The sequence below is a fragment of the Campylobacter portucalensis genome (assembly GCF_009690845.1).
Lineage (GTDB): Bacteria > Campylobacterota > Campylobacteria > Campylobacterales > Campylobacteraceae > Campylobacter_B > Campylobacter_B portucalensis.
In genome coordinates this window covers 23,399-48,285 of sequence record NZ_VWSJ01000004.1, presented here as the reverse complement: position 1 = coordinate 48,285, position 24,887 = coordinate 23,399, and the positions used below count along the sequence as shown (strand labels likewise).

General features: G+C 29.5%; 22 protein-coding genes, 1 tRNA gene and 1 pseudogene. 7 read left to right on the top strand and 17 right to left on the bottom strand.

Going from position 1 to position 24,887, the window contains the following annotated elements; all coding sequences use genetic code 11:
* Positions 1–169: 169 nt before the first annotated feature.
* From F1B92_RS01730 to gltX, 6 genes are read right to left on the bottom strand one after another with little or no spacing between them, the layout of a single operon-like run.
* On the bottom strand, positions 170–847 hold the full coding sequence (locus F1B92_RS01730) for an MqnA/MqnD/SBP family protein (RefSeq protein WP_154570185.1): 678 nt from the start codon (positions 845–847) through the stop codon (positions 170–172).
* Between the two features lie 8 nt (positions 848–855).
* Complete coding sequence (locus F1B92_RS01725; protein ID WP_154570184.1) at positions 856–1,188, bottom strand: hypothetical protein; 333 nt, start codon at positions 1,186–1,188, stop codon at positions 856–858.
* Between the two features lie 9 nt (positions 1,189–1,197).
* A complete protein-coding gene (gene upp / locus F1B92_RS01720) occupies positions 1,198–1,827 on the bottom strand; it encodes a uracil phosphoribosyltransferase (protein WP_154570183.1) in 630 nt (209 codons plus the stop codon).
* A gap of 9 nt (positions 1,828–1,836) precedes the next feature.
* Entirely contained in the window at positions 1,837–3,261 is a 1,425-nt protein-coding gene (locus tag F1B92_RS01715) for a nicotinate phosphoribosyltransferase (RefSeq protein WP_154570182.1), read from the bottom strand.
* Positions 3,258–4,514: a malic enzyme-like NAD(P)-binding protein gene (locus F1B92_RS01710; RefSeq protein WP_154570181.1), complete on the bottom strand. Its 1,257-nt coding sequence runs from the start codon at positions 4,512–4,514 to the stop codon at positions 3,258–3,260. Before F1B92_RS01710 ends, F1B92_RS01715 begins: the two co-directional genes overlap by 4 nt.
* A gap of 2 nt (positions 4,515–4,516) precedes the next feature.
* Positions 4,517–5,893 (bottom strand): glutamate--tRNA ligase, encoded by a 1,377-nt coding sequence (gene gltX, locus F1B92_RS01705; RefSeq protein ID WP_154570180.1) that lies wholly within the window; start codon positions 5,891–5,893, stop codon positions 4,517–4,519.
* Between the two features lie 88 nt (positions 5,894–5,981).
* On the opposite strand from gltX, the gene F1B92_RS01700 reads away from it, so the two are divergent.
* Positions 5,982–6,815 carry a peptidylprolyl isomerase gene (locus F1B92_RS01700; RefSeq protein ID WP_154570179.1) on the top strand — a complete coding sequence of 278 codons (834 nt, stop codon included), beginning with the start codon at positions 5,982–5,984 and terminating at the stop codon, positions 6,813–6,815.
* Positions 6,816–6,852: 37 nt separating this feature from the next.
* Here F1B92_RS01700 and tsaD read toward each other — a convergent pair whose 3' ends face one another.
* The 9 genes from tsaD to accB form a co-directional block, all read right to left on the bottom strand.
* On the bottom strand, positions 6,853–7,854 hold the full coding sequence (gene tsaD / locus F1B92_RS01695) for a tRNA (adenosine(37)-N6)-threonylcarbamoyltransferase complex transferase subunit TsaD (RefSeq protein WP_195836267.1): 1,002 nt from the start codon (positions 7,852–7,854) through the stop codon (positions 6,853–6,855).
* 13 nt (positions 7,855–7,867) lie between these two features.
* A complete protein-coding gene (locus tag F1B92_RS01690) occupies positions 7,868–9,166 on the bottom strand; it encodes a hemolysin family protein (RefSeq protein ID WP_154570229.1) in 1,299 nt (432 codons plus the stop codon).
* 142 nt (positions 9,167–9,308) lie between these two features.
* A complete protein-coding gene (locus F1B92_RS01685) occupies positions 9,309–10,280 on the bottom strand; it encodes a putative transporter (protein WP_154570177.1) in 972 nt (323 codons plus the stop codon).
* Positions 10,281–10,339: 59 nt separating this feature from the next.
* Positions 10,340–11,578 carry a hypothetical protein gene (locus tag F1B92_RS01680; protein ID WP_154570176.1) on the bottom strand — a complete coding sequence of 413 codons (1,239 nt, stop codon included), beginning with the start codon at positions 11,576–11,578 and terminating at the stop codon, positions 10,340–10,342.
* Between the two features lie 9 nt (positions 11,579–11,587).
* A complete protein-coding gene (locus F1B92_RS01675; protein ID WP_326833066.1) occupies positions 11,588–11,845 on the bottom strand; it encodes an HP0495 family protein in 258 nt (85 codons plus the stop codon).
* Positions 11,823–12,293 carry a cyclic pyranopterin monophosphate synthase MoaC gene (gene moaC / locus F1B92_RS01670; RefSeq protein ID WP_154570175.1) on the bottom strand — a complete coding sequence of 157 codons (471 nt, stop codon included), beginning with the start codon at positions 12,291–12,293 and terminating at the stop codon, positions 11,823–11,825. Before moaC ends, F1B92_RS01675 begins: the two co-directional genes overlap by 23 nt.
* Before the next feature lie 432 nt (positions 12,294–12,725).
* Positions 12,726–12,813 (bottom strand) — tRNA-Ser (locus tag F1B92_RS01665).
* Between the two features lie 46 nt (positions 12,814–12,859).
* On the bottom strand, positions 12,860–14,188 hold the full coding sequence (locus F1B92_RS01660; protein WP_154570174.1) for an acetyl-CoA carboxylase biotin carboxylase subunit: 1,329 nt from the start codon (positions 14,186–14,188) through the stop codon (positions 12,860–12,862).
* Positions 14,185–14,631: an acetyl-CoA carboxylase biotin carboxyl carrier protein gene (gene accB, locus F1B92_RS01655; protein WP_154570173.1), complete on the bottom strand. Its 447-nt coding sequence runs from the start codon at positions 14,629–14,631 to the stop codon at positions 14,185–14,187. The genes F1B92_RS01660 and accB overlap by 4 nt, the downstream gene beginning before the upstream one ends.
* 128 nt (positions 14,632–14,759) lie before the next feature.
* Between accB and dcd the strand changes: the two genes are divergently transcribed.
* From dcd to F1B92_RS01625, 6 genes and pseudogenes are all read left to right on the top strand, one after another.
* Positions 14,760–15,323 (top strand): dCTP deaminase, encoded by a 564-nt coding sequence (dcd, locus tag F1B92_RS01650; RefSeq protein ID WP_154570172.1) that lies wholly within the window; start codon positions 14,760–14,762, stop codon positions 15,321–15,323.
* Positions 15,324–15,332: 9 nt separating this feature from the next.
* The gene (topA, locus tag F1B92_RS01645; RefSeq protein ID WP_154570171.1) at positions 15,333–17,408 is read left to right on the top strand and encodes a type I DNA topoisomerase; all 2,076 of its coding nucleotides are present in this window, start codon (positions 15,333–15,335) and stop codon (positions 17,406–17,408) included.
* Positions 17,409–17,431: 23 nt separating this feature from the next.
* The gene (locus F1B92_RS01640) at positions 17,432–18,598 is read left to right on the top strand and encodes a cation:proton antiporter (RefSeq protein WP_154570170.1); all 1,167 of its coding nucleotides are present in this window, start codon (positions 17,432–17,434) and stop codon (positions 18,596–18,598) included.
* Positions 18,599–18,661: 63 nt separating this feature from the next.
* Positions 18,662–19,984 carry a citrate synthase gene (locus tag F1B92_RS01635; RefSeq protein WP_154570169.1) on the top strand — a complete coding sequence of 441 codons (1,323 nt, stop codon included), beginning with the start codon at positions 18,662–18,664 and terminating at the stop codon, positions 19,982–19,984.
* Positions 19,985–19,998: 14 nt separating this feature from the next.
* A complete protein-coding gene (locus F1B92_RS01630; protein ID WP_326833065.1) occupies positions 19,999–20,784 on the top strand; it encodes a 3'(2'),5'-bisphosphate nucleotidase CysQ family protein in 786 nt (261 codons plus the stop codon).
* Positions 20,785–20,921: 137 nt separating this feature from the next.
* Positions 20,922–21,377: pseudogene (locus F1B92_RS01625) on the top strand (IS1595 family transposase); the annotation flags it as partial.
* Between the two features lie 556 nt (positions 21,378–21,933).
* Here F1B92_RS01625 and F1B92_RS01620 read toward each other — a convergent pair.
* On the bottom strand, positions 21,934–24,057 hold the full coding sequence (locus tag F1B92_RS01620; protein ID WP_154570168.1) for a TonB-dependent receptor: 2,124 nt from the start codon (positions 24,055–24,057) through the stop codon (positions 21,934–21,936).
* A gap of 81 nt (positions 24,058–24,138) precedes the next feature.
* Positions 24,139–24,879: a bifunctional hydroxymethylpyrimidine kinase/phosphomethylpyrimidine kinase gene (gene thiD, locus F1B92_RS01615; protein WP_326833064.1), complete on the bottom strand. Its 741-nt coding sequence runs from the start codon at positions 24,877–24,879 to the stop codon at positions 24,139–24,141.
* Positions 24,880–24,887: the final 8 nt, after the last annotated feature.

Genomic DNA, 24,887 nt, shown 5'->3' with positions numbered 1-24,887 from the left:
AGTAAATATAATATAAATTTTTTATTTTTATTTTTTATAAATTTATAATTAAATATCGTAAAAATCGAGTTTTTTTATAAATTTAAAATTAAAATTAATAATACTATTTACTTTTAATTAAACTTTGAAAAAAATATAAATTTGTTCCATTTGGTAACAAATTTATATTTTAATTTGGATTAAAATATAACTCTCTTGCTTTTCTAAGATATAAATTTAAAGAAATTTTCTCTTTTTTTTCAAGTTTATAACCTATAAATTTCAAATACCATAAAATATCTTTACTACCTATATTGCGACTTTTGGCGTAATTATTTAGAATATATGTTGGAATTTTTACATTAGTTTTTAAAAATGATTTCACTATTTTTTCATAACTTGATTTTGAACTAGTCAAGCAAAATACAGCAAAAACGAAGGGCAAATTTGTTTTTGCTCTCCAAATTTGACCCATATCATAAAAATTTTCACCACCATCAAGTAAATAAGCCTTTAAGGCATTATCTCCTATGATGACCTCTCCATTTAAATTTAAAACTTTGCTTAGCATATTTGATGTTTTTGATGCTGGATCGAGCTTTTTAGTTGAGTTTTTTCTAACCAAAACACTCTTTACATCACGCTTTGCAACTATACCCATATTAAGTTTTTGATATTTTTTTCGCCTACTCTCAACACTTGAAATGATGGCTGCATCAACTCGCCTATTATAGAGCATCTTGCAAAGCTTACTTGGAACATCTTTTTTAAATTCAATACTTTTTTTAATACCACTTTGAAGTGGGTATTTTTTTAAAAAAACGTGAAAAGGCAGTAAGTTTAAATAATCAATCTTTCCAAAAATCATAATTTTTCTTAATGATTATTAAGCGGTATGATATTAAACTCTTGTCCATTTTCAAGCTTAAGTATAGCCATATCGCCTTTAAAATGGATGCTAACACCATCACTATTTTTCATAAATATCCCACTTGCTGCTGGAGCACTTTTTAAATGATACTCTTTACCACTACCATCTTTCATAATAGCAGTATCAAAATCATCGCTACTTTTTAGTGATATGCTAAGACCATCTATCCCCATAAAATATATAATCTTTTCATTCAAATTTGAAGAAGTTTGAGGTGAAGATACCTTAGCGCAACCAACAAAAACCATAACCAAAACAAATAAAATAAAATTTTTCATATAATCTCCTTAATTTAAAGTATTAAAAACTCTATCTCCAGCATCACCAAGACCTGGCACAATGTATCCTTTTTCATTCAATCCATCGTCTATTGCAGCCACAAAAACTGGCACATCAGGATAAATTTCATTAAATTTTTTAAGCCCTTCAGGAGCTGCAATAATAGATATAAATTTAATATTTTCTACACCCCTTTCTCTTAAATATTTAACAGCATCAATTGCTGTTCCTCCTGTCGCAAACATAGGATCTATAATAATTGCTGTTCGCTCCTTGTAATCAACTGGAAGTTTTGCATAAAAAAACTCGGCATTTAAAGTCTCTTCATTTCTTTGAAAACCTAAAAACCCAACACTTGCATCAGGAATAAGTTTAAAAACTGCATCAAGCATTCCAAGAGCTGCACGTAAAATCGGACAAATCATTAGTTTTGTTTTTAATTTTTTACCGCTAGTCTTTGCAACTGGTGTAGTTATATCTACGCTTTTTAACTCCAAATCATTACACGCTTCAAACATTAAAAGATAACTAATCTCATCAATTAGCATTCTAAACTGAAACGGATCTGTATTTATATCTCGCAAAATAGAGACTTTATGTTCTATTAGAGGGTGTGAAATTTGATGAATATTTTTCATATCGCTCCTTTAAAATTTATGTGAATTTATAAGTTTTTCTTTAATTTCCCAAAGTTTTTGAGATAAATCAACCTTGTAAGTTTGTGGTTTTAGATTTCTTAAATACTCATCCCACATACTATTTTTTTCCTCTTTTGCAAAATTTGCAATCTCTTTAACACTTTTTTTAACTCCAACAAAATTACCATCTTTAAAAACTGGCTTTAAAAGTGGTTTTGTATAGAAATTTGTTATTTTTTTTCTTTTATAAGTATAAAGTGGATGAAAAATTTCTAAACTTTGGAAATCATCAAATTTTTCATCATCTAAACTTATAAGATCGGCAATGGCTTTATTTGTATCTTTATCATAAAATCTATAAATTTGTTTTAAACCAGGGTTGTTTATCTTCCTTGGATCGTTTGAAATTTTAATTTTTGGTAAAATTTTATCGCCTTTCATAATCCCGCTAAGCTTATAAACTCCGCCTAAACTAGGGCTATCAAATGAAGTTATAAGCTTTGTTCCAACCCCATAACTATCTATCTTAGAATCAGACTTTTCTAAACGCTCAATTGTATGTTCATCTAAATCACCAGATACTATAATTGATGCATCTTCAAAACCAGCTTCATCTAAATTTTTTCTAACTTCTTTGCTTAAATACTCCAAATCACCTGAATCAATCCTAACACCAACTGGTTTTAAATTATCATTTTGTAACTCTTTAAAAACAATAATAGCATTTTTTATACCGCTATTTAAAGTATCATAAGTATCTATCAAAAGTAAAGTGTTTTTTTTATATTGTCTTGCATAAGCCCTAAAACTATCAAGCTCGCTATCAAAACTTTGCACCCAAGAGTGTGAGTGAGTACCTAAAACAGGAATGTCAAAATTTTTTGCTGCTTCGACATTTGAAGTCCCTACGCATCCACCAACAAATGCCGCTTTTGCTCCATAAAATCCTGCACTTTTTCCTTGTGATCTTCTAAGCCCAAATTCCATAACAGGCTTATTTGTGCTTGTGGTGATTCTTGATGCTTTTGTTGCAATAAGAGTTTGAAAATTTATTATATTTAAAATAGCTGTTTCTAGGAATTGTGCCTCTAAAATATTAGCTTTTACGCGAATTAACGGCTCATATGCAAAAACAATACTCCCCTCATCTACAGCGTAAATATCACCGTTAAATTTAAAACCTTTTAAATAATCTAAAAACTCATCTCTAAAATAATTTAGTCCTCTTAAATACTCTAAATCGCTATCTTGAAATTTTAAATTTTGAATATAGTCTATAACCTCATTTAATCCACAAAATAACGCATAAGCACCGCCACTTGGATGTTTTCTAAAATATACATCAAAAATAGCCACCTCATCTTTTTTTTCAAAAAAATAACCTTGCATCATAGCAAGTTGATAAAAATCGGTAAAAAGTGCAAAATTTATCATAAATTTAACTTTTTTAACTCTTTTTTATACTCTTCTTCATCAAATTTATCAACTCTTGCAACACCGCCCTCAAAAGCAGCCTTAGCAACAGCTGGAGCTACTGCAAAAAGAACTCTCTTATCAAAAGGATTTGGTATAAAATAGTCTTTCCCAAATTCTAAATCATCTTTGCCTACTATTTTTTTAACTTCATCGCTAACTTCAAGTCTAGCAAGATCTGCTAAAGCAATAGCTGCTGCCATTTTCATATCCTCTGTTATAAATTTAGCACCAACATCAAGTGCTCCTCTGAAAATATAAGGAAAACCTAAAACATTATTTACTTGATTTAAATAATCACTCCTTCCTGTGCCAATCATCGCATCATCTCTAACTTCTCTTACTTCATAAGGATAAATTTCAGGGATAGGATTTGCAAGAGCAAAAATTATAGGATCTTTTGCCATCGTTTTTACCATTTCTTTAGTTAAAACTCCACCTTTGCTAAGTCCTAAAAACATATCAGCACCATCCAATGCTTGACTTAAAGTTGAAATATCAGTTTTTATGATAAATTCTCTCTTTTCTTCTGTTAGATCATCTCTTTTATCGTTTATAACGCCTTTTGAATCAAGCATAATGATATTTTTAACGCCTAAATTCTTATACATTTTTGCACACGCAATTCCAGCTGCACCGCTTCCATTAACAACTACCTTTAAATCCTCTACTCTTTTTTTACTAATTTTCAAAGCATTAATAAGCCCTGCTGTCGTAATTATCGCAGTTCCGTGCTGATCATCATGCATTATTGCAATATCTGTTTCTTCCTTTAATCTTTTTTCTATATAAAAACATTTTGGTGCTTTTATATCTTCTAAATTTATACCTCCAAAAGTTGGCGATATGGCTTTGCAAATTTCAACTATTTTATCTGGATCACTTTCGTTTATCTCTATATCAAACGCATCTAATCCTGCAAATTTCTTAAATAATACCGCTTTGCCCTCCATAACAGGCTTACTTGCTATAGCCCCAATATCTCCAAGTCCAAGAACTGCACTTCCATCGCTAATTACTGCTACTAGATTTTTTTTGTTTGTATATTTAAAGGCTAAATTTTTATCCTTTTCAATCTCTTTGCAAGGCTCTGCAACGCCCGGACTGTATGCTAGTGTTAAATCTTTAGCACTATTAAAAGGCGTTTTAACAAAAGTGCCTATTTTTCCACCTATATGATAATCTAATGCTTCTTGTTTTGTGTAAGTTGCCATTTTTACCCCTTGTTTATTAAATTTTGTATTCTATTTTTAACTTCGCTACTGCCAATAATCTCCATCATTTCAAAAATCGATGGACTAACGCTAGAACCTGTGATTGCTATCCTGAGTGGCTGGGCTAAATTTTTAAGTTTTAGACCGTTTTGCTCTAAAAATTTATTGGTTAAATCCTCATATTCTCGTGCTGTTTTATCGCCATCAAGAATTTTTGAAAATTTATCTAATAACTCTAAAGATTGTGTGTTTATAAATTTAGCATATGCTTTTTCTTCATAAGAATTTGGTGCATTTAAAATAGAATTTGCCATATTAGCCATCTCTAAAAGAGTTTTTGATCTCTCTTTGAGTTCATTTATCAAAAGCTCAGAGTGTTTTACTTCATCCAAATTTAAACCAAAATTTTTAAGCTCAAATTTTAATCTCTCAAAACTAGCAGTTTTTATGTAATGTTGATTTAGCCATTCTAGTTTGCTTTGATTAAAGGTGCTTGCTGACTTGCTTAGGTGATTTGGATTAAACAATTTTTTCAACTCATCCATACTAAAAATTTCATCATCTGCGTGACTCCAACCAAGTCTAACTAAAAAATTTAGCAACGCCTCACTTAAATAACCCATATTTTTATACTCCATAACGTCAGTTGCTCCGTGTCTTTTGGATAGCTTTTGCCCATCAGTTCCATTTATCATAGCAACATGGTAAAATTTTGGAATTTTAAAATTTAAAGCTTCGTATAATATAATTTGTTTTGGAGTATTTGAGAGATGATCATCACCTCTTATAACATCTGTAACGCCCATTAAAGCATCATCAACTACAACTGTAAAATTATAAGTTGGACTTCCATCGCTTCTTGCAATTATAAAATCATCTAAAATATCACTTGCATCAAATTTAACATCCCCTTTAACTCCATCATTGAAATAAATTTCTCCACTAAGTGGTGCTTTTATTCTAATAACAGGTTCTATGCCACTAGGTGGGGTGCCTGTAAAATCTCTATATTTACCATTATATTTTGGTCTAAGTTTATTTTTTATCTGCTCTTGCCTTAGCTCATCAAGTTCTTCTTTACTCATATAACATTTATAAGCTTTTTTTTCCTTAAGTAAAATATCAATATATTTTTTATAAACATCAAATCTTTTACTTTGATATAAAATTTCATCGTCATAGTCTAAATTGCACCATTTAAAAGCATCAATTATGGCTTTTGTAGCTTCTTGGCTATTTCTTTTTAAATCTGTATCTTCTATACGAAGTAAAAATTTTCCTCCATTTGCTCTAGCGTATAAATAGTTATAAAGCGCAGTTCTAAGCCCACCTATATGAAGATACCCAGTTGGCGATGGTGCAAAACGAGTTGTAATCATAATTTTCCTTTTTTTAATCAAATTTAATATAATATGTTATAATCGATTTTGTAATTATAATCTTATAAACTTAAAATAAAGGTTTCCTATGAAGAAAAAATTAATTTTTTTAATTATGTTGTGTTTTGGTTATACGTATGCAGATACGGTTAATTGGGTTGTTGCTAGAGTCAATAATGAACCAATTACAAATTTTGAGGTTTATGACCTAATGAAAAAAACTAATAAAAATCAAGCTAGTGCTATTGAATTTTTGATTGATGAAAAACTCCAAGATGCAGATATAAAAAAACTAGATATAGCAGTTTCACCGCATGAAGTCACCCAAAGAATCAATCATAATCTAAAAAATAGCAATCTTACATTAGATGAATTTATAAAAGGTCTAAATAAAAGCGGTATGGATTATAATATATTTAGAGAAGAATTAGCAAAAAATCTCAAAAAAGAAAAATATTTAGAAATGCTTTTTGTTAAAGCTGATCAAAAAATCACTCCAAAAAGCATAAGGGCTTTTTATGAAAACAATAGACATCTTTTTACTAGTTTTGATAGCATAAAAGTTACTAGATTTGTATCTAATAATCCAAATTCTCTTGAAAATTTAAGACAAGGAGAAAATAAAGCAAAAGATATAAAATCTCAAAAAATAACCATCAAAAAATCTGATCTCAACCCTCAAACCTTGACATTTTTATCATCTTTAGCAAATGGAGATTTTACTCCTATAATTCAATTTCAACCAAATTTATTTGAAACTTTAAAGGTAGAACAAAAAATCGGCATTAAAATGCTTGATTTTGATGAAGCCAAAGAAAATGCAGCTATGCGTTTAGCAGAAATCCAAAGAAAAAGAGTTTTATCTGAACATTTTGAAAAGCTAAGAGCAGAGTCTGTAATAGAATTTTTAAAAGCTAAGTAAATATAAATTTTCGTTAAATTTTAATACATTTTAAAATTTAACGATTAAAATTTAAAAAATCAATTTTGGGGTTAATTTGTAAATTTTTATAATCTATAAATTCTCTTTTTTTAAATTTACTAATGCCAGCTCTTGCTATCATAAGTGCATTATCACTACAAAATTCAAGTGGGGCTAGCAATAGTGAAGAGTCGTGCTTTTTGCAAATTTCAAACACACCATTTCTAAGACTTAAATTTGCACTTGCTCCGCCCACGATTCCAAATTTAGCCCATTTTTTTTGAACAAAAATTTTAGATAGTTTATCTAAGATATGATTTATGGCAGTTTTTTGAAAACAAGCACAAATATCGCTCCTATCTTGCTCAGTAATAAATTGCATTTTTTCTATTTCTAGACGAACTTGATTTTTAAGACCTGAAAAACTATATTCTAATCTTCTATTGTGAAGAAGTGGGATGGTAAAATGAAATCTTTTATCATCACCATCTTTAGCTAAATTTTCTATTTTTTCTCCACCTGGATAGCCTAAATTTAACATCTTAGCTACCTTATCGAAACTCTCACCAAAGCTATCATCACTAGTTGTGGCTAATACGGAAATTTTACCATCACAATCTATATCTATAATCATCGTATGCCCTCCGCTAACTAAAAGCACGCCAAGTGGAAAAACGATATCTTTATCCAAAAAAAGTGAATATATATGACCAAATAAATGATTTATACCAATCAATGGGATATTTAAACTAATACTAATAGCTTTAGCTAAAGAAACGCCACCTATCAAACTCACACTTAGTCCAGGCTCATTTGTAACAGCTATAGCTTTGATATTCTTAAAGTGCGGTTTTATGTCAATTATCAAATTTGGTAAAGCTTGTGTATGAAGTCTAGCAGCAAGCTCTGGCACAACTCCACCATATTTTGAATGCTCTAATTCTTGCGAGATCTTTTTATAATAAATTTTCTCATAAGTATTTATATCAATCAAAGCAACAGAGCTATCATCACAACTACTCTCAATGCCTAAAATCAACTCTTTCATATAATCAATTTTCTTCTTGAGAATGATTTATTGCATCTTTTTTACTAACTTTAACCAAAGAAACAGCCCTTCCATCTATCGCCATAACCTCATAAATACACTCATCATCTTCAACAATATCGCCTACATTCGGTAATCTTCCAAGAAGGTTAAACACATATCCTCCAATTGTGATTTCTTGCGTATCTTCATCATAAACGATACCTAAAAGCTTTTCAACATCTTCTATATCATACCTACCTACAAATTCAAAAACACCATCTGCAATTTTACTAAATGATGGAGTTTTGTCGTCGTGTTCATCATTTATATCACCAAAAATTTCTTCAATAATATCTTCCATTGTCAAAATTCCTGCTGTTCCGCCATACTCATCTATAACAAGAGCGGCAAAAATTCTCTCTTTATTCATCATAGGTAAGATTTTTGCTATAGAGAAATTTTCAGGCACAAAAATAACCTTGCGAACTATTTCATTAAAATCTTTTTTATCTCCTTGCTGGATAATGTCTCTAATATGCACCATTCCAAGAACATTATCTTTGCTACCGTCTATATATGGAAATCTCGTGTATCGTGAATTTAGGATTGTTTGATAGTTTTCTTCGTAGCTTTTTTGCTTATTTAAACAAATCATCTCTTTTCTAGGCGTCATAATCTCTTTGGCTACAGTATCGCCAAAATCTACGGCATTTTTAATAATCTCAGTTTCAAGAATATCTAACACACCGCCTTTTAAGCTTTGACCTGCTATTATTTTAATCTCCTCTTCAGAGTGTGCTATCTCGTTTTCGCTTGCTGGCTTTACATTTATCAATCTCAAAAAACCCTGTGCCAAACAATCAAACACTTTAATAAAAGGTGAAAAAACAACCCAAAAAGCGTGCAATGGTTTAGCCACAAAAAGTGCCATTTTTTCTGGCTTTGCTATAGCGACCGACTTAGGCACTAACTCTCCTAAAACAACGTGCAATAAAGTTATAAGCGTAAAAGCAAAAATAAAAGCTATAGAGTGCAAAAAAACATCGCTTACTTCAAAATATTTTTTAATAGGAGATTCAATTAATCTTGCAACTGCTGGCTCACCTATCCAACCAAGTGCCAATGAACTAAGAGTAATACCAAGTTGTGTTGCACTAAGATATGTATCAAGAGAATTTGTTATATTATATGCCATTTTTGCGTTAGGCACATCTTCTTGCACAAGCTCTTCAAGCTTGCTTTTTCTAACTTTTACTATGGCAAATTCAGAAAGAACAAAAAAAGCGTTTAAAAGTATAAACACAAAAGCAAAAAACAGCATTATCGACGAACTATCCGTGTCCAAAAAATATCCTTTAAAACTTAAAATGGCTAATTATAGCAAATTTTCCTAAATTTGGTATAAAATTTATGATTTTTTCAATCAAGCTACTATTTTTAAATAAAATATTAAATTTAATAATTTAGAGCTCCTTATAGCCGATATTTTCTTCAAATTCTCTCAATCTTTTATGTATGCTTCTTAGCTCAGTTATTGTTGTCCAGTTATTTATAAACACACTAAAACTAGTTCTAACTTGACTAAAAGCATTGCTAACTTGAACTAAAATTCCAAGCGTTACAATACCTATAAAAAGACCAGAACCCATAATCAAATATGGAACTATAACCATAAATTGAGAAAAACTTATAAGCCAAATGTTAAAATATCCATAATGCAAAAATAATCTATGATAATTTACTTTAAGACCTGTAAAAAGATTTAACATTACTGAATAATTAGCGTAATTGTTTTTATCATCCTCAGCATAAACAAGCTCTTTTCTAAAAGCTGCTTCTGCTTTTTGATTGTTATACTCAAGTCCAGGAAGTTTAATCCCAACAAACCAAGAAATTATAAGACCACCAATACTAATAATTAAAGCAAGCCATACTAAATTTCCGGGTATATTTCTTAAATAAGGAAGAGGCATTTTATCACTAAGCCCCCATAATATAGGAATAAAAGCAACCAAAGTCATAAAAGCCTTCACTACATTTAAGCCTAAATTTTGCATAATTTTTGCAAAATTATAAATATCTTCTTGCATTCTTTGACTACTTCCTTCTATATCTTTTTCGCATTTTTTCCACTGATTCAGATATGAAAAAGTCATAGCTTCTCGCCATTTTAAAGACCAATGACTTGTAAAAAAAGTAGTTATAGTATGGATGATAACATACGGCATTGCAAGATATAAAAATCTAAAAATTTGACTCCAAAATTCATCCAGCGTGTGTTTTTGAACATTTTGCATAATATCATAAAAATCTTTATACCAATTATTTATAGCCACGTTAATTTGAGTTTGAAAAACTAAAGAAAGCAAAATAAAAGCCAACCCGCCATACGCCCATAATGCCAATTTTTTATCTAAAAAAAATGATCTAAACATAACTCTCCTAAATTCTAAAAATTATAATAGCAAAATTTTTATTAAATTTATGTAAATTTTCAAGATAGTTTATCATCGCTATTTTTATCTTTCATCTTGTTTTTAGTGGCATCATAGGCTCTTTTTGAGTATTCATTTATATCTTCATCTTTTTTTGTTTTAAATTTAGAAATTATCTTTTTTTCTATATCTTCTATCTCTTTTTTAAGACTTGCAAACTTCTCATTTAACTCAAAATCATTTGCGATTTTGGTGCTTTTTTTACTAAAATCTCTTTTTAAATCATCAAATTTTGCAATTAAATTTTTGCTAAATTCCTTATAATTTTCACCAACTTCAATGGATTCCAGTTTATATTTTAAATTTTTAACAGCCTCGCTAGAAATTCTCTTCATTTTTGTTATATAATTATCATAATCTTTTTTTAAAATACTTTCTAAAATCTCTTTTGATGGATTTTCAGAGTTTTGTATCAAGTTTTTCAATATCGTAATAAATTCATCCTCCAACCCCTCAAATTCAGACCTAAATCCATCTGTTTTTAATTCATCAGGAACAAATTCTAAATTCATTTTTGCCTTATTTACTGATAATTCTATCCCGTCATTTACTCCACTAATTACGCCAGATAGAAGCTCTTTTACATAAATTTGTCCTAAATTTGCAACACCTATAGCTTCATTTATAACTAATTTTGAAATTTCAAAAACTCTTTGCTTTTTAAATTCATCCTCACCTATACTTTTGTAAACTAAATTCTTAGAAAATTCTCTGCTTGTTTCTTCTATATCTTCTTTTGACTCTATAATTGTTAAAAATACATTTTGACTTATCTCTTTGATAAGATCTTTTAGCTCCAATAAATTTATCATCTCTTCATTAATTACCGATAAAATCGCATCTTTATGTTTTGAGTTTCCAAATTTTACACTATTTTCTACATTTTTAAAACTATCATAAAGCATATTTTTTATCTCTTTTCCTTGTAAATATACAGCTTTTTTTATTTTTTCACTCTCAAACATAAGCTTATATAAATAATCTTCTTCATCCTTAGTCAATGCCTTTCTTAAAGCCTCTAATGATATTCTTAAAGTGGATTTGTTTAAAATTTCAAGCTCCATTAAATCATCGCAAATATCATTAAAAAGAGAATTTAAAATATGCTTTTTTTCACTTAAAGATTTATCTCTTAAATTTAAGATGCCAACTTCATAAACTTCATTGAAAATAGTTGTATTTAAATTTTGACTATTTAAATTTTGACTTATTTTTGTATAAAATTGTGTATTTTTCATAATATTTCCTCATAAAACAAATTTAGAAATTTGATTAAGTTTTTCAAAAATTTCTTTTCTCTGATTTTCATTCTCCACCAAAACACTAACTTCAAAACTTGTGTATTTAGCATTCTTACTATGTTTTGAAATAGAAATTTTAAACTCTTTTTCTTTTAAAATTTCTCTTATTTTTTTATCATCGCCTGATAACATTATGACTTTATAAGACCAAAAAATCGGATATGAGATTACTGGCTTTGCCTTAAAATCGCAAATACTCGCCACTTTTACCTCCACTTTTATTCAATAACATTATATCGCTAATTTCCATACTTTTATCAATAGCTTTTACCATATCATAAATTGTCAAAAGCCCCACGCTAACGCCAGTTAAAGCTTCCATTTCAACGCCAGTTTTGCCATTTATTTTAACCTCAACGATAAGTTTAAATGCTGAATTTTCAGGCATTTCAACCACGTCTACATTTACAGAATTTATTAAAAGTGGATGACACATTGGGATTAATTCGCTAGTTTTTTTAACACCCATAATTGCAGCTATGATTGCAGTTTGTAATACAGGGCCTTTTTTTGAAGTATTCTTCTTAATGATTTCAAAAGCATCTTTGTTCATTTTTATAATTCCACTTGCTCTTGCTATTCGTAAAGTTTCATTTTTAGGGCTTACATCTACCATTTTAGGTCTATTTTGCTCATCTAAATGAGTAAGCATATTTTTCCTTTATAAAAAATTTTTGTAATTTTATCGAAAAAACTGTAATAAAAATATAAAAAGAGGAAAATCTAGCTTATAAAAGCTAGATTTCTACAAAAAGGAGGTTTTCATCTTGTTGGACGATGAAATTATACTTTTTTACTCTTAATTAGATATTAACTTAAATTTAACATAAAATAACAAGGTAAAAATTATCCTATTTAATATTTTTTAATAATATTAAAATAGCAACAAAAGATCTTATTTTAGTAATTCATTGGAATTTTTAATGAAATTCGTGAGAATTTTCCTTGCATTTAAATTTATTGCAATAGTTTTTATCGTGCCAATATTAAACTATCAATATAATATCAACACAGCTCAATAAAATGCTAAATTTATAAATTCAGAGAGTTTTAATACTTAAATCAAAAAATATTTTAAAATTTATGGCGGACAGAGAGAGATTCGAACTCTCGGTGAGTTGCCCCACACACGCGTTCCAGGCGTGCTCCTTAAACCGCTCGGACATCTGCCCATAAAAAAGAGGCCAAATTATATCAAATTTAGCCTTAAAAACAAATCTAATGCTTTACTAGATAATTTGTGTCATAATTGTTGGTTATAAAATCTTCATTTTCCATCATATTTAAATGAAAATTTCTAGTCGTTTTTATACCGCCTATAATTAATTCATTAAGTGCTACTTTCATTTTTGCTATAGCTTTATTTCTATCATCGGCATGGACAATTAATTTGCCTATCATACTATCATAATACGGAGGAACACTATATCCTTCATAAATATGGCTATCAAAACGAACATTTCTACCATTTGGAGTAATGCATTTTGTAATCTTACCAGGATTAGGAGTAAAACTTTTAGGATCTTCTGCAGTAATTCTACACTCAATAGAATGTCCTCTAAATTTAATATCATCTTGGTTTGGGAGTTTCTCGCCTTCAGCCACCCTAATCATCCATTCAACTATATCAATTCCACTTACCATTTCACTCACGCAGTGCTCAACCTGCAATCTTGTATTCATCTCAATAAAATAAAACTCATTAGAGCAACTATCATATAAAAATTCAAACGTTCCAGCACCTGCATAACCTATAGATTTTGCAGCTTTTATTGCAGTTTGATGTAAATTTTGTCTTGTTTTGTCATCCAAAATAGTAGCGGGGCTTTCTTCTATTAACTTTTGATGGCGACGTTGCATCGAACAATCTCTCTCTCCAACGTGAATAACATTTCCATACTCATCGCCAATAATTTGAACCTCAATATGGCGTGGATTTTGAATATACTTTTCAATATACATAGTTCCATCACCAAAAGCCGATAAAGCCTCACTTTCAGCTGACCAGAAATTTTTTTCTAAATCCTCTTTTTTATGCACAACTCTCATACCGCGACCACCACCGCCAGCTGCAGCTTTTAAAATCACAGGATAGCCCATCTCGTCTGCTAATTTTTCAGCTTCAGCGACATCCTTTAAAGCTCCATCGCTACCAGGAACTACTGGAACTCCAGCCCTTTTCATAAAGCTTTTTGCTTTGCTTTTATCACTCATTAAAGCCATTGCACTTAAATTTGGTCCTATAAATTTGATATTTTCCTTCTCACAAATTTCAACAAAAGTTTGATTTTCGCTTAAAAATCCATATCCAGGAAAAATCGCATCCGACTCGCTTATTTGTGCAGCAGAAATGATAGCAGGTATATTTAGGTAGCTATCACTACTTCTTGCAGGTCCAATGCAAATACTAGCATCAGCATATTTAACATATAAAGCATCCTTATCAGCAGTAGAATACACAACAACAGCTTCTTTTCCCATCTCTTGTATGGTCCTTAAAGCCCTAAGTGCAATCTCACCACGATTGGCTATTAAAATACGTTTCATATCTTATCTACCTCAACAAGAGCCATTCCATACTCAACAGGTTGACCATCTGCAACCAAAATATTTAAAATTTTACAATCAAACTCAGCTTCAATCTCATTCATAATCTTCATTGCTTCTACAATTCCTATAACCTCGCCTTTTCTAACAGTTTGTCCAGGTTTTACAAAAGGCTTAGCACCAGGACTTGGTGCTACATAAAAAGTTCCTACCATAGGAGAATTTATACTCTCTTTTGGTGTTTGAATTTGAGTTTTTTCATTATTTACAACTAAATTTATTGGTGTTTGTGGTACTGGTGTTGGACACATATCAGGGGTAAATTCTGGTTGATCTGCTTTTTTTCTCATTTCTATTTCAAAATCTCCCTCTTTTATCCTAAGACGACCAATACCAGTTTCTTCAAAAAATTTCATTAAATCTTTTATATCTTGTGTTTTCATAATATCTACTCCAAAAAATTTATAATTGGTTATTCTATCAAAAATTGATAAATTTAATCATTGAAATCTAAAAATTTTCATTAAATTTAAATTTTTTGATATAATTTGCCAAAATTTAAAGGAAATTTATGGGATTAAAAAGTGATAAATGGATAAGAGAAAATAGTTTAAAAAATGGTATGATCAAGCCATTTTGCGAAGAAAATGTCGGAGTTGGCGTTATAAGCTATGGACTTTCAAGCTATGGATATGATATAAGAGTGGCAAATGAGTTTAAAATTTTTACAAATATCGGCGGGACGGTAGTCGATCCAAAAAATTTTGATGAAAAAAATGTAGTTGATTTTAAGGGTGATGTTTGTATAGTTCCACCAAATTCTTTTGCACTTGCTAGAACGGTTGAGTATTTTAAAATGCCTGATAATGTCCTAGCAATCTGCCTTGGAAAAAGCACTTATGCAAGATGTGGAATTATAGTAAATGTAACTCCTTTTGAGCCAGGATTTCAAGGGCATATTACAATTGAAATCTCAAATACAACCCCTCTTCCTGCTAAAATTTATGCAAACGAAGGAATTGCACAAGTGCTATTTTTAGAGGGTGATGAAATTTGCGAAGTTAGCTATAAGGATAAAAAAGGAAAATATCAAAATCAAATAGGAATCACTCTTCCTAAAATTTTGCAAAAATAAGGACAATGGATGAAAAATTTAGTAATAGTAGAATCTCCTGCAAAAGCAAAAACAATTAAAAAGTTTCTTGGAAGTGATTATGAAGTCGTAGCTTCAAAAGGGCATATTAGAGATCTCCCTAAAACAACATTTGGCATAAAAATAGATAATAATAAATTTATCCCTGAATACAAAATTTCATCCGATCACTCAGATATAGTAAAAAATATAAAAAATTTAGCAAAATCAGCAACTAACATATATCTAGCAACAGATGAGGATAGAGAAGGAGAAGCAATTGCTTATCACATAGCTATCGCAATAGGAAAAGATCCCAAAAAACTTCCTAGAATAGTTTTTCACGAAATTACAAAAGATGCCATCTTAAACGCTGTATCAAATCCTAGAAATTTAGATATGAATAGCGTAGATGCACAACAAACTAGACGTCTTTTAGATAGAATCGTTGGATATAAATTAAGTCCTCTTTTAAATCAAAAAATCAGAAAAGGCTTAAGTGCAGGAAGAGTCCAAAGTGCTGCATTAAAAATAGTAGTAGATAAAGAAAGAGAAATAAAGGCTTTTAAACCTGTCGAGTATCATAGTATAGAGGCTATTTTTAAAAAAGATTTAGATAGTGAATTGATTAAATTTAAAGCTCAAAAAATAGAAAAACTCTCTATCAAAACTGAAAAAGAAGCTATAGAAATAGTAGAAGCTATAAAAAAAGAGGAATTTAAAGTTAAAGATATAGAAAAAAAGCAAAGAAAAACAAATCCAAATCCGCCATTTATGACCTCAACTCTACAACAAGCCGCAAGCTCAAATTTAAATTTTAGTCCCAAAAAAACGATGATACTAGCCCAGAGTTTATATGAAGGAGTAAATTCAAATCACGGTGGTTTGATAACGTATATGAGAACTGATAGTTTAAATTTATCAAAAGAAGCTGTTTTGAAAGCTAGAGAGTTGATAGAACAAAATTTTGGCGATAAATATCTACCAAAATCTCCAGTTTCATATACCACTAAAAACAAATCAGCACAAGAAGCTCACGAAGCAATTCGCCCAACAGATATAAATTACACGCCACAATTAGCACACAAAGAGCTTCCAAAAGATGAAGCAAAGCTTTATGAGTTAATTTATAATAGATTTTTAGCATGTCAAATGACACCAAGTATCAGTGAAATTCAAAGCGTATTTATAAGCGGTCAAAAAAGCGAATTTAAAATAAGTGGTAGGGTTGTGTTATTTGATGGATTTTATAAAGTATATGGTGATTTAGATAAGGATAAAATCATACCAAATTTTGAAATAGGCGATGAGATAATTTTACAAAAAATATCATCAAAACAAAATTTCACAGAACCACCAGCAAGATATAGTGAAGCAAGTCTAATTAAAAAACTTGAAAGTTTAGGAATTGGAAGACCATCAACTTATGCTCCAACCATATCACTTTTAACCGCTAGAAATTATGTAGAAATAGAAAAAAAACAAATAGTTCCAACTGAAATTTCTTTTACCATAATAGAACTTTTAGAAAATCATTTTAAAAATATCGTAGATAGTGAATTTACATCAAAAATGGAGGAGAAATTAGATCAAATTGCTGAAAATAAAGCAAATTGGCAAGAAATTTTATCTGAGTTTTATTATCCTTTTATGGATGAAATAGCTCAAGGTAAAACATCTATTAAAAGCCAAAAAACAACTCAATTAATCGGCGAGAAATGCCCTGATTGCGGCGGGGATTTGGTTAAAAGAAGTGGAAAATTTGGAGAATTTGTAGCTTGTTTAAATTTTCCAAAATGCAAATATAGTAGAAATTTAAATCAAACTCAACAAAAAGAGAAAAAAGAGCCAACAAAGATTGGAATAAAATGTCCTAAATGCAATGACGGAGATATTGTTGAGAGATTTTCAAAAAGAGGTAAATTTTATGGATGCTCTAACTATCCAAAATGTAATTTCATTAGTAATCTCGAACCAACAAACGAGCCATGTACAAACTGCAATGAAAGCAACTTAATGAAAAAAGAGCTTAAGAGTGGTACATTTTTAGAGTGTCCAAAGTGTAAATTTAAAAAACAGATTGATTAAATTTGTAGGTATGGAATTTAAAAATGAATGAAATTTTACTTTTAATAACCTTATCTTTTGTGATTTTTACTTCGCCATATATAGCAAATTTAATAAAATTACCAATATCAGCAACAGAGATTATCTTAGGTATTGTTTTAGGAAGTGCTGGATTTTTGCCTGAAAATGAATATTTTAAAATAGTAGCTGATGTGGGATTTTATTATCTTATGTTTTTGGCTGGAGCAAAAGTTGATTTAAAAATTTTATTAAAAACCGATAAAAAAATTTTAAAACTATCTTTGTTTTATATGTTATTGCTTTATATTTTTACAACCATTGGCGTATATAGTCTAAATTTAAACACAATTATTATAATAATCATCCCGATTATGAGTGTTGGAATTTTATCCACACTTTATAAAGAGTATAGCAAAGATCAAATTTGGCTTAGTATGGCAATGTTGGTTGGCGTAATTGGCGAAGTAATTAGTATAGCATTGCTAACCATCTTAAATGCTTACTCAAAATATGGTCTTGATATTAAATTATTTATAAATTTAAGTGCTTTAATAGGATTTTTAGTAGTTACTGCATTAGCTTTTAGATATTTAGATTTAATTTTTTGGTGGTATCCTAGCTTTAAAAAAATTCTAATGCCACAATTTGATAAAAATGAAAAAGACATAAGACTTAGCATATCTCTTTTGATTTTTATAATTGCAGTTATGATGATACTTGAGTTAAAAATAGTAGTTGGATCATTTATAGCAGGTAGTCTTATCACAACATTTTTTAAAGAAAAACAAGATCTAGCAAAAAAACTAGAAAGCTTTGGTTTTGGTTTTTTGGTTCCGATATTTTTTGCTTATATAGGATCAACTGTAAATTTAGATGTAATTTTAATGGATGGCGTAATTAGTGGGGTTGTGATTTTAAGTGTTGTTATGCTTATTGCTAGAGTTCTTGCTAGCTTTGTGTTTGCTAAAGTTTTAGGAGTAATTGGCAGTGTGCTTTTTGGAATTTCACTAAATATACCACTAACTCTTTTAATAGCAACAGCCACAATAGCTTATAATGCTAATTTTATATCAGATAAATTTTACTATATATTAATCTTAGCAAGTGTATTTCAAGCGGTTGTATGTATAACTTTAATAAAAATTATTTATAACTTTAAAAAAAATAAAAGCAAAAAATTAGAAAATTAAAGATGTTAAAATTTAATATTTTTTAGATATTATTTTTGAAATTTAAATTTATAAGGAGATGTTATGAAAAACACAGTTACACTTACTGACAACAGGAATGGCAAGAGTTATGAGTTTCCTATCTTAGATGGCACACTTGGACCATCAGTAATTGATATTTCAAATCTCTATAAAGATACAAATATGTTTACTTTTGATAGAGGCTACACTTCAACTGCAATGTGCAGATCAGAAATTACCTTTATCGATGGAGCAAAAGGTGAGTTGAAATATAGAGGATATGATATAGATTGGCTTGCAAAAAATAAAATTTTTCTAGATGTAATACATCTTTTGCTACATAAAAAACTTCCTAATCAAGTAGAGTTATCTGAATTTAGAACTAGATTAAAAATGAGATCTTTTATAAATGAAAAAATGATGTCTTTATTTAGTGCTTTTCCTGATCGTGCTCATCCTATGGCTGTTTTACAAGCTTGCGTAGCAAATTTAAGTGCATATTATAAAAGAGATATGAATTTTGATGATCCTGTTGAATATATGGAATTAGCAGAAAGACTTGTTGCAAAAATGCCAACTTTAGCTGCATTTTACCATCGATATACTATGGGCTATCCATTTATCTATCCTGATTTAGATAGAGGTTTTACTGAAAATTTCTTATATATGATGAGATCGTTTCCGCATTCTCATGTCAATATTTCTCCGATTGAAGTTAAAGCTTTAGATACTGTTTTAATGCTTCATGCAGATCATGAGCAAAACGCCTCAACTACAACAGTCAGAACAGTTGGTTCAACCCACTCTCATCCATATTCTTGCGTTAGTGCTGGAATTGGGGCATTATGGGGACATGCACACGGCGGTGCAAATGAAGGTGTTATCAAGCAACTTGAAGAGATTGGAAGCGTTGATAATGTTGATAAATACATTAAAAAAGCAAAAGACAAAAATGATCCATTTAGATTGATGGGATTTGGACATAGAGTTTATAAAAATTACGATCCACGAGCTAAGGTATTAAAATCTCTAAGAGATGAGTTAATTGACGAAATTGGAATTGATTCAAATTTAATTAAAATAGCAAACAAAATTGAGAAAATTGTTAGTGAAGATGATTATTTTATAAGTAGAAATTTATATCCAAATGTTGATTTTAATTCAGGACTTATTTTAAAGGCTCTAAAAATTCCTACTGCTATGTTTGCTGTAATGTTTGTGATAGGAAGAGTTCCTGGATGGATGGCGCAATGGATGGAGCTAAAAGAACAAGATACTATCAAAATCGTCCGTCCAAGACAACTATATGTCGGTCCTTCTTCTCAAAACAAAGATGAAAATTTAGAAAAATCAAATATAGAGTTTTCATCCTCAAAAGATAGATAAATTTAGGATCCAAAGTGGATGATAATTTAAAAAAAGAATTATTAAAAATAGCCGTTCTTGCTGGTAAAAATGCCAGCAAGATCATCAAAAAACACTACGATAAATTTGAAATTTATACAAAAAAAGATGATAGCCCTCTAACTTCAGCAGATCTTGCAGCAAATGAGGAAATTTTTAAAATTTTGGAAAAAACGGGTATTAAAATTTGCTCAGAAGAGAGTATTTTAAGTGATGATATTAAAAATTTAGATGAATTTTGGCTAATCGATCCTCTTGATGGAACAAAAGAATTTATAGCTAAGAATGGTGAATTTTGCGTCTGCATAGCACTCATAAAAAATTCTCGTCCAATTCTTGGAGTTATAGATATTCCTTGCAAAGATGAAATTTTTTATAGTAGCGGTGATGGTAAAATTTATAAAAACGATAACATACTTCAACAAAATACGACTTTAAATAAGATATTTTTAACAGGCAAAAAAAGTAAAAATAAAAATCTACAAAATTTAGCAACTAAACTTAACCTTGAAATTTCTAGAGTTGGTTCAGCCATTAAATTTTGTATGATAGCTGAAAATAAAGCCCTGCTCTATTCTAGACTAGGGCCATCTTGCATTTGGGATATTGCAGCAGGGGATTTTTTGGTAAGTCAAAGCGGAGGCGAAGTTATCGACTTAAAAACAAAAAAAGCTCCACTCTATCATCCTACAAATTTAATAAACAACCACTATTTAGTTATCGGCAAAGATTTTATGTGCAAAAAAGATGAGATTATTAAATTTTTAGATGGAAATAGCTAAATTTATTAAATCAACACTAAGACAAACATTTTTAAAACATAAATTCATCTTAAAGTATCTAAATTTAGTATTGAAGCGGATAAAAACTAACATTATGATAATGCTCATAAAAAAGAGTTATAAAAACTTTTTAGAATTTAATGATAAATAAGTGTGAGAAAATTTCTAAATTTAGTGGCAAAATAGAGATAGATGAAAGTTATTTCGCAGCTAAAAGAGTTAGTGAAAAAGAGATAGAGGTGCAAGAAATAAAACACCAGTATTTGGGATGTTAAAAAAGTTGGAAAAGTATATACTCAAATTGTTAAAAACTGCTCTAGTAAAGAGATATTGCCTATTTTAAGGCAGTTTAGCAAACTTGATAAAAGCGTAATTTATTCAAATAGCTAAAAAGCTTACGATGGATTTATGGAGCAAAAGAGCATTATAGAGTAAAACACTACGAAAATGAGTTTGTAAATGGTAGAAATCATATAAATGGAATTGATAACTTCTTAGAACACAGGCTATTTAAAGGTATAAAAAGAGATAATTTTATATTACACTTAAAAGAGTGTGAATTTAGATACAACAATAAGGAAAATCTCTATTAAGTTTTACTAAAATCAATAAGAGTCTTAAGTTAAATTGAGTCAAACTAATTTATTTTAAATATTAATCTACAAGAAAATTAATCACAACGCTATAAACAAATATTTTTCTATTTTAAAGATATTAGAAAAACTAAAAACTTCGTTTTACTAGCACTTTGCCAACAAAGATTTATTAAATTTATAGCATTAGAGTAAATTTTGAATTACATTTAAAGAGTGTAAATTTAAAAAATAATATAAAAAATAGTTGATAACTTTTTGCCATAACCGAAAAAATGTATCTTAAATTTGATATCATAAACACTCACAAAATCATCAATATGAGTAATAGCTTTTAATATTGCATTTCTTGCTTTAATATCTTTTAAATTTACCACAATATTATAATATATAGAGTTAATATCATTAATATTGATAAAATCTTTATAGCGTTATAATCTTATAAATATTTTTAAATTTTTGTAGTTCTAGAAAATTTTCCAAAACTACACAAATTAAAATTTAATAGTATTTTGACTTGTTGATTGTAAAAATTTTAGCACATTTAAACCAAAATTTAAAACTCGTAATTAATCTTAGCTAAAAAGCTTCTTCCAGCTCCAGGCATAGATGTCGATCTCCAATATTTTTTATCCATCAAGTTATGAACTGCAATTGTTGTGCTAAGATTATCATTAAATTTATATCCAGCCATAAAATCCACTCTTGCATAAGCATCTAAGTCGTTTTCGTGTGAAACATTATGAGTTTTTCTATCGTGGCTATAGTTGTATCTTTTTCCAACATAAGTAATTCCAGTTTCTGTAAACCAAATATCAGTAGGAGCATATCTTACAAAGATATTTCCTTGAATTTTACTTGTGTTTTTTAATTTTTCATCCTCAAGCTCAGGGTTTTGTCTATCTTCCTTAATTTTAGCATCCATAAAACCGATACTGCTTCTAACAAAAAGCCCATCATAAATTTCACCAATTATACTAAAATCAACTCCCTTACTTTCTTCTTTGCCTCTAACAGCCCAAGTGTAAGGATCGTTTTTAGAATCAGGTTGGTAGCGGATATTATTATGCTCATTATAAAATAGCGATAAAGTTGTAGATAATGCTCCATCTAGCCAGTCGTTTTTAATACCAATTTCATATTGTTCATTATATTCAGGATCAGAAAATGTATCAGGATTAGCTCCAATACTTACTCCAAGATAGCCACGACCACCATATGGAGCAAAGCTTTTTGAATATGATGTATATAAGTGATGATCATCAAAAATAGTATAAATGAGTCCAATATGAGGGCTAAAATTCTTTCCATTATATGTTGTTGAAACCTCTTTTAACTTATTTGTACTTATAAATTTATAAAAATCAAATCTACCGCCAAATGCAGTTTTTAAATTCTCGTTTATAGTTATAAGATCATGAAAAAATAAGGAGTTAGATGAACTTTTGTGGTGATTATGTGTATCAGGTTTAATAAGCTTATGAGTATTATTTAACCAATTTGATCTATCATAAGGATTTATCATAAGCATTTTTTCATCAAGCCCTTTTTTCTTAGCATTTTTTGTATTTGCAGAAGCAAGATAAGGCTTTCTATCTTCTTTACTATAATCATAACCTAAAGTTATTTTGTGGTTTAAAAAGCCTGTATCAAATTCTCCATTAACTAAAAGTGAAGCCGATAAAGTATCATTATCAGTCTCTTGCCACGCATAATTTTGGCTAAGAAGCTTAGTTGTTTTATTAAAAGTTCCAGCAAAATAATGATCAAAATCTTGACTTGATTTTCTATATCCAAAATTTAAAGATGTTTTCCATTTTGGACTAAATTCATAACTTGTTCCAACCTTAAATAAATGAAGCTCATCTTCTACAAAATCCCCCCTCCTTGCAAAACCATCTTTATGAGAAACTCCCATTTTATCATACTCAAATTTAGTTGGACTACGATCAGGAATTCTATCCATTTTGTCATATGTATAACCAGCTTCAAGCGTAAATTTGTCTTTATTATAAACGATACTAGGTGAAATCATATAGCTTTTATGTTTAATGCCTTTTCTAAAACTTCTTGATTTTTCTAAATCGCCAACCATCCTAAACGCAAAATTTTCATTTAAAATATGATTTACATCTAATTCTGTGCCATATTTATCATATGAGCCAACCCTGCCACTAATTACAGCTCTTGGACTAAAATTTGCTTTTTTGCTAACTAAATTTACAACCCCACCCCCATTTGTTCTACCGTATAAAATTGAAGCTGGTCCTTTTAAAATTTCAACCCTTTCAACATTAGCCGTGCTTCTTCTAAGCTGTCCGCTAAGTCTTATGCCATCTTGATAAATATCATTTGCACTTATATCAAAGCCTCTTAATTTAATGCCTTCTCCACGCATATCATAACTTGCATCAATGCCAGCAGTTCCTTCTAAAATAGAGCTTAAATCATTTGTTCCGTAGTTTCTATTTCTTTGTATATTTAAAGTTTCAATTGTAAAAGGAGTATCTTTTAAAGAGTGTCCCATTCTAGAAACTGATGCTTCATCGTAGTTAAAATATCCTATAGCTTTATTATAATCTGACATCTCTTCAACTACGATAGTTGGTAAATTTACAATGTATTGTTGCGATAAAAGATACGAACAACAAATTGTAGATAAAAATATTAATTTATGCATTTTACTCCTTATTTATAAAATTGGCGTATTTTAACAAAAATGAAAATAGTTGTCAATATATTTATAAATAGCAATAAATCTTTAAATTCTATTTAAATTATGCCTAATTGGTCCTTTTCCATTCCCTAAATTTGGAGCGTTGATAATAGCTTTATAGATATAGTTTTTTGAGATTTTAATAGCATCTTCTAAGCTTTTGCCAAGGGCTAAATTTGCAGTAATTGCCATAGCAAACGAGCACCCTGTGCCGTGTAAATTTGATGAGTTTATAAATTTAGATTTAAACTCTTTAATTAGGCCGTTTTTATAGTAAATTTTATCTATGCTAAAATTACTCTTTTTTATATTTTTAACCACTACATCACAAGGTGCTAAAATTTCCAAATCATCGCCAAAAAGAGACTTTGCTTCATATAAATTTGGCGTTAAAATAGTAGCAAATTTAAATAGTTTTTTTAAGTAATTAATATTTTCATTACTCATTAAAGGCGAGCCTGCTTTAGAGATAAAAACTGGATCAAGCACGACTTGACAATTTATCTTGCTTAAAAACTCACTTACTACATCGATGATTTTTTTATTTGAAAGCATTCCTATTTTTATCGCACTAATCTCAAAATCACTAATAATAGACTTTAACTGTGCTTCTATAAATTTTTCATCCACTTCATAAATTTCATTAACACCGCACGTATTTTGGGCTGTAAGAGCAGTAACGGCTGTAGCACAAAACACCCCAAAGTATTCAGCCGTTTTAATATCTGCTTGAATGCCGGCCCCACCGCTACTATCACTTCCTGCTATGCTTAAAACTACTTTCACAAATTCCC

Bases quoted from the DNA above. Each gene is read 5' to 3' on its own strand.
- F1B92_RS01680 (WP_154570176.1), bottom strand. From the start codon at position 11,578: ATGAAAAATACACAATTTTATACAAAAATAAGTCAAAATTTAAATAGT.
- F1B92_RS01635 (WP_154570169.1), top strand. From the start codon at position 18,662: ATGAAAAACACAGTTACACTTACTGACAACAGGAATGGCAAGAGTTAT.
- F1B92_RS01620 (WP_154570168.1), bottom strand. From the start codon at position 24,057: ATGCATAAATTAATATTTTTATCTACAATTTGTTGTTCGTATCTTTTA.
- gltX (WP_154570180.1), bottom strand. From the start codon at position 5,893: ATGATTACAACTCGTTTTGCACCATCGCCAACTGGGTATCTTCATATA.
- F1B92_RS01725 (WP_154570184.1), bottom strand. From the start codon at position 1,188: ATGAAAAATTTTATTTTATTTGTTTTGGTTATGGTTTTTGTTGGTTGC.
- F1B92_RS01690 (WP_154570229.1), bottom strand. From the start codon at position 9,166: ATGCTGTTTTTTGCTTTTGTGTTTATACTTTTAAACGCTTTTTTTGTT.
- F1B92_RS01715 (WP_154570182.1), bottom strand. From the start codon at position 3,261: ATGATAAATTTTGCACTTTTTACCGATTTTTATCAACTTGCTATGATG.
- F1B92_RS01700 (WP_154570179.1), top strand. From the start codon at position 5,982: ATGAAGAAAAAATTAATTTTTTTAATTATGTTGTGTTTTGGTTATACG.
- moaC (WP_154570175.1), bottom strand. From the start codon at position 12,293: ATGCTTACTCATTTAGATGAGCAAAATAGACCTAAAATGGTAGATGTA.
- F1B92_RS01730 (WP_154570185.1), bottom strand. From the start codon at position 847: ATGATTTTTGGAAAGATTGATTATTTAAACTTACTGCCTTTTCACGTT.
- F1B92_RS01660 (WP_154570174.1), bottom strand. From the start codon at position 14,188: ATGAAACGTATTTTAATAGCCAATCGTGGTGAGATTGCACTTAGGGCT.
- topA (WP_154570171.1), top strand. From the start codon at position 15,333: ATGAAAAATTTAGTAATAGTAGAATCTCCTGCAAAAGCAAAAACAATT.
- accB (WP_154570173.1), bottom strand. From the start codon at position 14,631: ATGAAAACACAAGATATAAAAGATTTAATGAAATTTTTTGAAGAAACT.
- F1B92_RS01640 (WP_154570170.1), top strand. From the start codon at position 17,432: ATGAATGAAATTTTACTTTTAATAACCTTATCTTTTGTGATTTTTACT.
- F1B92_RS01685 (WP_154570177.1), bottom strand. From the start codon at position 10,280: ATGTTTAGATCATTTTTTTTAGATAAAAAATTGGCATTATGGGCGTAT.
- F1B92_RS01710 (WP_154570181.1), bottom strand. From the start codon at position 4,514: ATGGCAACTTACACAAAACAAGAAGCATTAGATTATCATATAGGTGGA.
- dcd (WP_154570172.1), top strand. From the start codon at position 14,760: ATGGGATTAAAAAGTGATAAATGGATAAGAGAAAATAGTTTAAAAAAT.
- upp (WP_154570183.1), bottom strand. From the start codon at position 1,827: ATGAAAAATATTCATCAAATTTCACACCCTCTAATAGAACATAAAGTC.